We start from the raw sequence: 6,580 nt of genomic DNA, 5'->3' as shown, positions 1-6,580 counted from the left end.
CAAGACCTGTAACGCCAATCCAGAACGCCCCGCTCTGCAGGTAAGACTGCAGAGCGGGGCGTTCTGGATTGGCGTTACAGGTCTTGTGCTTACGCTGCTGTATTACATTTTTGATCTCGTGGGGTTTATCCCTGCATACTCGCAGGAGCAGATCGTAAACGTTGTCATGATGGTTGTGCAGATTCTTTCCTTTATTGGAATTGTGACTGATCCCACCACAAAAGGGATTAAGGATAGCGAGCAGGCACAAGGGTATGAGAAACCGAAAGAATGATTGAGAACGGGCGGCATCTTGCGGGGTGTCGCCTTTTTTGTTGATGTAAGAAATAAGCGATAATTAAATTGATATGATTAAAGAAGAAATAACGATCTAAAAAAACGTTGATTTTTAGGTTGATATATGATATTATACATAAACCAGTCAAAATATAAGGCGTTTTTTAGGTGAAGTTATGAAATATATACAATTAAAAAATTTGTACTATGCCGATAAAAATGCTTACGAAAAAGCGTATGTGGAAAGATATCAAGGAATTGGCACGATAAAGCTGCCTATAAAGATAAAAAAGCATCCTGCATTTATTGCTAATACTAAAGAGTTAACTATTTTAACGGAAAGCATTTTTCGTAAAGCCATGCGTATCAATGAATATGATTTTTTATTGCCTGATGTAGCAAAGAGTTTTAGAGAGAGAAGCTGCTTGATTGATGAAATTCAGATGTCGAACGATATAGAAGGAGTAAACAGCTCTAAGGCGGAGATTTCTGAAGCGTTGACAAATACAAAGAGTAAAAAAGAGTTGCGTTTTAGCGGCATAGTGAATAAGTATGTGAAAATTTTAAATAACGAAAAAGATCTTAGCGAAGATATATATTCTATTAGCGGGATCAGAAAATTATACGATGAAATTTTTTTAAATGAAATTCCACTAGATGACCGTCCTGATGGACTTTTTTTTAGGACTAATAAAGTATTTGTGCGGAATCCAAGACAAAAAATAATTCATGCGGGACTTACTCCTGAAAGTGAAATTATAAGCAATATGGAAAAGTCAATAAGTATGCTTCAGAATGAGGAGATTCCATATTTATATAGGGTAGCTGCATTCCATTACTGCTTTGGATACATACATCCTTTTTATGATGGAAATGGAAGAATGGGAAGGTTTATGAGTAGTGCTCTATTTGCACATGTACTTCCGCCGCTTATGTCAATAAGGCTCTCGTACGTGATAAAGAAAAAAAAAGATCAATATTATAAGGCATTTGAAGATGTAAATGATAGTAAAAATAGAGGCGATGTTACCCCCTTCGTATTAAAATTTCTTTCGTTTGTTGACGAAGCAGCAGATACACTTCTTGATAGAATAGAGCAGCAAGTAGCTGCATTAAATGAAATTTTAACGGTTATAAATCTTTTGCATGACGACGGTGTGCTAAAGAAACGCGAAGGAGATATAATGTTCTTGTTGGCCCAGAATTATTTATTCGCAGATGAACCTTTTAGCATGAAAGAGTTGAGCGAAACTTTAAAGGTCAGCTGGTCTACAGAAAAGGCAAGTATAGATGAGATAATAAGGAAAGGTTTCCCTGTGACTGTGTCACAAGAAGGAAAAACAAAACGCATTAGATTGAACGTTAAGGGCTTTCTAGATGAGTATCGTGAAAAATATGAATGATATTGAATATTTTGTTGTTGTATAATACTTTTACACCACGCGGGGGCTTCGGCTCCCGCTTTTATCTTCCCCGCCCACACGTGAACTAATTATGGAATGCCTAGACCGCCCAATCAGGAGCGGTCTTTTATCATCCGAGCAGAACCTGAAACCCAAAATTCCTTGTCTCCACAATCTTCTACAGATAACTTTATATTGATTTCATTAAAATGGAGTATTAAAATAAAGATGCAAAAACATCTACCTACACAAAGCAGAAAAATAGTGTTTAAGCTTTACGGCTGCCATTGATGACGCCAACGAAAAGGAGGCCCTTATGGAGTGGAAATTTATGGTTATGCAGCGACACTATAGGAATGGAGTATGCGAGACGGGGATCATTGAACGTGACAAATTCTGTGAAGAAGACTTTCCAAAAGACAAGGAGCGGTACGAGCAGAAGTTTTTTCCATGCAAGGATTTTAAAAAAGCTGTAAGAGAATTGATGCGAAGATCGTTTACCGTGCTGCCGAAAAATTGACTGTGAAAGTCTGAGCCGCTCTGAATAGGGCGGATAAAATTCAATTCTATTACACGCACACTACACACAAGATGCTTAGAATATGCTTGATAAAAGGAAATTTATAGCCCTGCTAAGGGAGTAGGCTGAGGTAATCGGCGCGAGGGTTCAAATCCCTCCTTCTCCGCCAAAAAGAACCGCTTTGTTAAGCGGTTCTTTTGCGTTTCACGGCATTTTTACCCTTTGGTTTACCCTTTAGGAAGATTCAATACAGTTTGTCGCAAATAGTATATCAAATGCTCCTTATCTATTTTAGTCTAGTTACTCTGCCGCAATGTGGACATTTACTTGGATTTGTAATAGGAATAACCTTTTTACCACAAGCACAACGATAGTACGTATATTTTATTTTCATATTGAGTTGCTCCAATTGGAGCGCTCCTTTCTAGCTTGGAATTTTCTCTTGTCATCTATGTTCAATTTGTTTATAATTAGTTAGATAAAAATGATTCATGAGCAGGGTGTAACCAAGCTTGTGATCCCTATTTACAGGTGGTCGCTTTCGCAGAGCAGCCACCTATTTCTTTTTTGCTTGAGGCCGAGTCTGTGACAGAGCGCTTCCAGCCACAGATTTGGTATTGGCACTAGTACGCCCACTTCTCAATAGGCTAGAGGCTTTACTGGCTACAGGACGCGAGGTCTGCTTCGGATTTGATTTTGCCATATTCTTATCTCCTTTCCATGTGTTTGCTTGTTAGCTTCCAAGCTAACATATGTGCAAAAAAATATCTATATTAACCCCAACTCTGAAAGTCGGATGGATGCGGATTGTTTTGACACCTGAAAAAATTCTTTCGCATCGGTTATCAATAAATCTAAACATGTCGGTACAGCATCTCCATTCTTTATCTTGGTATATAAGGGATGCTGCTGCACGAAGATACGAAAAGCTTCATGCGGCATCAATATTTTAGGTGCAATTCCATTTGCTTGCCACTCCATCCAATCCTCATTAGACCATCTCATCTCAAATTCATCTGATGGTGCTTTGTAAGGACATTTGAAGGCAACGGCTTCATCTCCGCCAGCAAGTATTTGCATAGTATGATATGCTTGATGGATATACCAGTGTACACATTCATGCGCTATCGTATTTCTTTCACTTCCAAGGTTGCGAGTAACTATTACGTCTGGATCGATAAAGACGGTTCCTCTTTCGACCTTCTCATATACAATTTCGTCCGTATCTTTTAAATAGATTTCGGTCAATCCTTCGTTAAAAAATATTTGCCCTAAAATGCTCAAATCTTCCGATATATGAATTCGTCTGATTTGTAGCATCATATCCTGTGTAGCAATTTTTTCGATGGGCACTACCGCAGGGCTGTAAATCGCTTGAGAAAAATATTTGCTTAAAAAGTCCGTTGCAATAAGTTCAAAGTCATCTTTTCTCAGGATTGGAACCATTTCTTTTGAAAGCTTTATTTCTATCATACCTTCTCAATAAACCTCGATGGAATCGACTGCAAGTGTACCGGGAACATCGGCAACTTCAGCAGAACATATTAAAATCAGCCATTTATTAACAGAATCCACGTTCCTATCACGATGTACGGTTTCTTCAATCTCAATTTCTGCATTTACAACGATCTGAAATTTAATCATACTGTTGCTAAGGCTAACATCTGATACTTTAACCAATTCAAAATCTAGCAACATAGCGTGTTCAACATATTCTATTTGATTAGAATTGTATGTCAAATCAAGTCGTTGATAATTATCTTCAATGTAAGAGGACAATGGTTTGTAAGCAACATTCAAAAGTTCACGATCAATCACTTTTTTGAAAGCATCTGCAATTTCATGAGACATATTACTTCTCCTCGTCGAGCTTATCCGCAATACTAATCCAAAAATCTGCATCTTTACCTTTATCTCTTGCTTTGCGCAGCGCCGTACGGGCAGCTGGCGTATTTATAATGTATTCTGGCAAATCAGGAGAGACTTGGTTTTTTTCTTCACCAGCATAATCAAACATTAAATCGCGCTCTTCTTTTGTCAATTTGAGTATTGAAGCAATTTTTTCCAACATTTCAAAGCTAGGAGGATTTCTACGTCCTTTTTCGATATCGGAAAGATATGGAGCTGCTATTTCCAGCATATCTGCCATTCCTCTCAACGATATGTCCCGCGCTTTTCGTTTCTCTGCAATAAATTCTCCAAATATTGACAAAACTTCCCCTCCGTTCTGACGTTAGCTTGTTTGCTAACATAATAACATGATTATAATATATTGTCAAGATTGTATTTATAGACAAATCCGATAGTAGTTTCTTTACATTCTATAAATCAAATGTTCTGTTTCAAAGTTAAAGATTCTTTATAAACTTCTCCATCCGATCCGCGCTTTCCTTCTTCATGCGCTCGGTAACGTGCCCATATTGATCGAGCGTGAAAGCGGCTGTGTGGTGTCCAAGGTTCTCCTGTACCGTTTTTACATCGTCTCCCGCTTGCAGAGAAGCGACTGCGTATGTATGCCGCAGGTCATGAAACCGTGCATCTGGAATATTAAGATCACGCACAATCTTCTTATAGTGCTTATAAACCGTAAAGTGGGCAAGATGTCCGCCGATTTCATTCGTAAACACAAGCTGATTCCCTTCCCACGGCTGCCAAGCTGCTCCGGCTTTTAAGCGCCATTCGCTTTGCCGAAGTTTCTGCGCCTTTAGTGTTTGCATCACAGTGGATGCGGGAGAGATCATACGTGCCTTATTGTTTTTCAACGGAAGGAACTGATAAACTCCCTGTATTTTTTGTAGCTGCCTGTACACATAAATCGTTCTTTTGTCAAAGTCGATGCAATCCCACGTCAGCCCAAGAATTTCTGACTGTCGTAAACCTGTAAACAAATCGACAAGATAGATCGTTTCATATGGATGTCCTTGTATTGCTTGCAAAAATGCGCTCATTTCATCATTTTCAAGCGGTTTGATTTCTTTTTTCTCGACACGGGGCAGCTTGCAGGCGTCAGAAGCGTTAAACTTCACATATCCAATTTCCATAGCTTGTGAAAGCGCTTTATGAACGACACCATGCAAATTTTTGATTGTTTTCGCTGACAGACCTACTGTATCATTTGTTCCCCTATGAACCTTGTTGTAAAAGGCTTGTATTGTTGGTGTATTCAGCGCTTGAAGCTTGACCGCTCCCAATGACGGTTTGATATGCCTTTCGATTTGTGTGGCATAAGATTTCAGCGTCAATGGTTTTAAATTGCCCGTATACTCTTTCAACCAAATATCAAGCCATTGTCCAAACGTCATTTTGACAGGCTCTATATAAATGCCATTATCTATTTCCGTCGTGACCTGACGGAGCTTTATGCGAACCTCTGTTTGCGTTTTTCCATAAACAGACTTCTGAATCTGTTTACCAGTGCCAGGATCGCGCCCTACGGTGTAACGCGCTTCCCAAATACCATCAGCACGCTTGCGCATCGAGCCGCCGCCCTGTGCGCCTCTCTTCGCTTTTCGGTTATCTTTGTTTTCCTTCCTATCCATGTGATCACTCCCCATATTTGAGCCAGTCGAGGAATGCTTCTGCCTGCATCCCACCACTTTCTACATCTTTTCTTAACTTCTTTGCTTCCTCTTTCCACCGTTCAAAATCAGCTTCGGAAAGAACGCCTTTCTTCATTTTCGCAAAATTGTTTTTGTAGGCTTGCCTGTACGCTTTTTTCTCCGGCGATCTGTCCAGATTCTGCGTGTACTGCGCCATTGCCCCTGTTTGCCGGCAGGTATTACCTTGCGCGTCTATGGTGCGTTCACAGTAAACCGTTCGGCCTTGTGCCACAAAATAACGTCCACAATGCTTACATTTCCGAATGACAACTTCCTGCTCGATCATATCCTTAATGTATGCTACTATGACGCTTTGCAGGGTATCGTCCGCACGGATATAAAATTCCAGACGGCGCATATCGCCATCAAGCGCGATCATTAGCTTTTGGCTGATTTCCGCATCGTGCAGGAAAGAATAATCCGAGGGAGCCATGAGATCAAGCGGTACTTTTGCTGAAATCCTCCCATTAGAGGTTATTGCTTCCGTTTTTCCTTTCGGGGCATGGAACGACTCATTGACACGTTCGTCATGTGCGCCCAACAAATGATAGATCATATCCATGCGTATATCAGCCGTCGCTTTCTGCCCATATATCTTATCCGCAAACACATTCGCATTCAGCAAGGTTTTTACCTGTTCAATATAGGTTGAAATGACATGGGCGTTTAAAAATATGTCTTTGAAGCCCTCTAAGACGGATTGCTTGTTCCATTCCTTCTGCCGGAGCAAGGCATCTACCACCCGCAAACTCTTTTCACGGTATACACTGAACAGATCGGGA

Annotated in this window: 8 protein-coding genes; 3 read left to right on the top strand and 5 right to left on the bottom strand. The window is 40.1% G+C overall.

Translation table 11 applies throughout. From position 1 onward, the window contains the following. The 3 genes from CHK_RS13155 to CHK_RS13145 all read left to right on the top strand — a co-directional run. On the top strand, positions 1–274 hold a 274-nt coding region (locus tag CHK_RS13155), incomplete at its 5' end, for a phage holin (protein WP_052740598.1). 178 nt (positions 275–452) lie between these two features. After that, positions 453–1,679, top strand: a complete 1,227-nt coding sequence (locus tag CHK_RS13150; protein ID WP_046444540.1) for a Fic family protein — start codon at positions 453–455, stop codon at positions 1,677–1,679. Between the two features lie 316 nt (positions 1,680–1,995). Then, entirely contained in the window at positions 1,996–2,199 is a 204-nt protein-coding gene (locus tag CHK_RS13145; RefSeq protein WP_046444539.1) for a hypothetical protein, read from the top strand. Between the two features lie 768 nt (positions 2,200–2,967). Here the strand turns inward: CHK_RS13145 and CHK_RS13140 are convergent. The 5 genes from CHK_RS13140 to CHK_RS16735 form a co-directional block, all read right to left on the bottom strand. Beyond that, entirely contained in the window at positions 2,968–3,672 is a 705-nt protein-coding gene (locus CHK_RS13140) for an ImmA/IrrE family metallo-endopeptidase (RefSeq protein WP_046444538.1), read from the bottom strand. Positions 3,673–3,678: 6 nt separating this feature from the next. Next, entirely contained in the window at positions 3,679–4,050 is a 372-nt protein-coding gene (locus CHK_RS13135; RefSeq protein WP_046444537.1) for a hypothetical protein, read from the bottom strand. 1 nt (position 4,051) lies between these two features. Beyond that, positions 4,052–4,411: a helix-turn-helix domain-containing protein gene (locus CHK_RS13130; protein ID WP_046444536.1), complete on the bottom strand. Its 360-nt coding sequence runs from the start codon at positions 4,409–4,411 to the stop codon at positions 4,052–4,054. A 136-nt stretch (positions 4,412–4,547) separates the two neighbouring features. Beyond that, positions 4,548–5,738, bottom strand: coding sequence for a tyrosine-type recombinase/integrase (locus CHK_RS13125; protein WP_082103565.1), 1,191 nt, complete (start codon positions 5,736–5,738; stop codon positions 4,548–4,550). A gap of 4 nt (positions 5,739–5,742) precedes the next feature. Further along, positions 5,743–6,580 (bottom strand): DUF6076 domain-containing protein (locus tag CHK_RS16735; protein ID WP_046444535.1); only part of this gene is annotated, 838 nt, incomplete at its 5' end.

Source organism: Christensenella hongkongensis, from assembly GCF_000981035.1.
GTDB classification, from domain to species: domain Bacteria; phylum Bacillota; class Clostridia; order Christensenellales; family Christensenellaceae; genus Christensenella; species Christensenella hongkongensis.
Note: the sequence above shows the minus strand (reverse complement) of the source record. Positions and strands in the feature narration are given on the sequence as shown.

Coding starts and splice junctions, on each gene's coding strand:
- CHK_RS13150 (WP_046444540.1), top strand. CDS start 453: ATGAAATATATACAATTAAAAAATTTGTACTATGCCGATAAAAATGCT.
- CHK_RS13140 (WP_046444538.1), bottom strand. CDS start 3,672: ATGATAGAAATAAAGCTTTCAAAAGAAATGGTTCCAATCCTGAGAAAA.
- CHK_RS13135 (WP_046444537.1), bottom strand. CDS start 4,050: ATGTCTCATGAAATTGCAGATGCTTTCAAAAAAGTGATTGATCGTGAA.
- CHK_RS13145 (WP_046444539.1), top strand. CDS start 1,996: ATGGAGTGGAAATTTATGGTTATGCAGCGACACTATAGGAATGGAGTA.
- CHK_RS13125 (WP_082103565.1), bottom strand. CDS start 5,738: ATGGATAGGAAGGAAAACAAAGATAACCGAAAAGCGAAGAGAGGCGCA.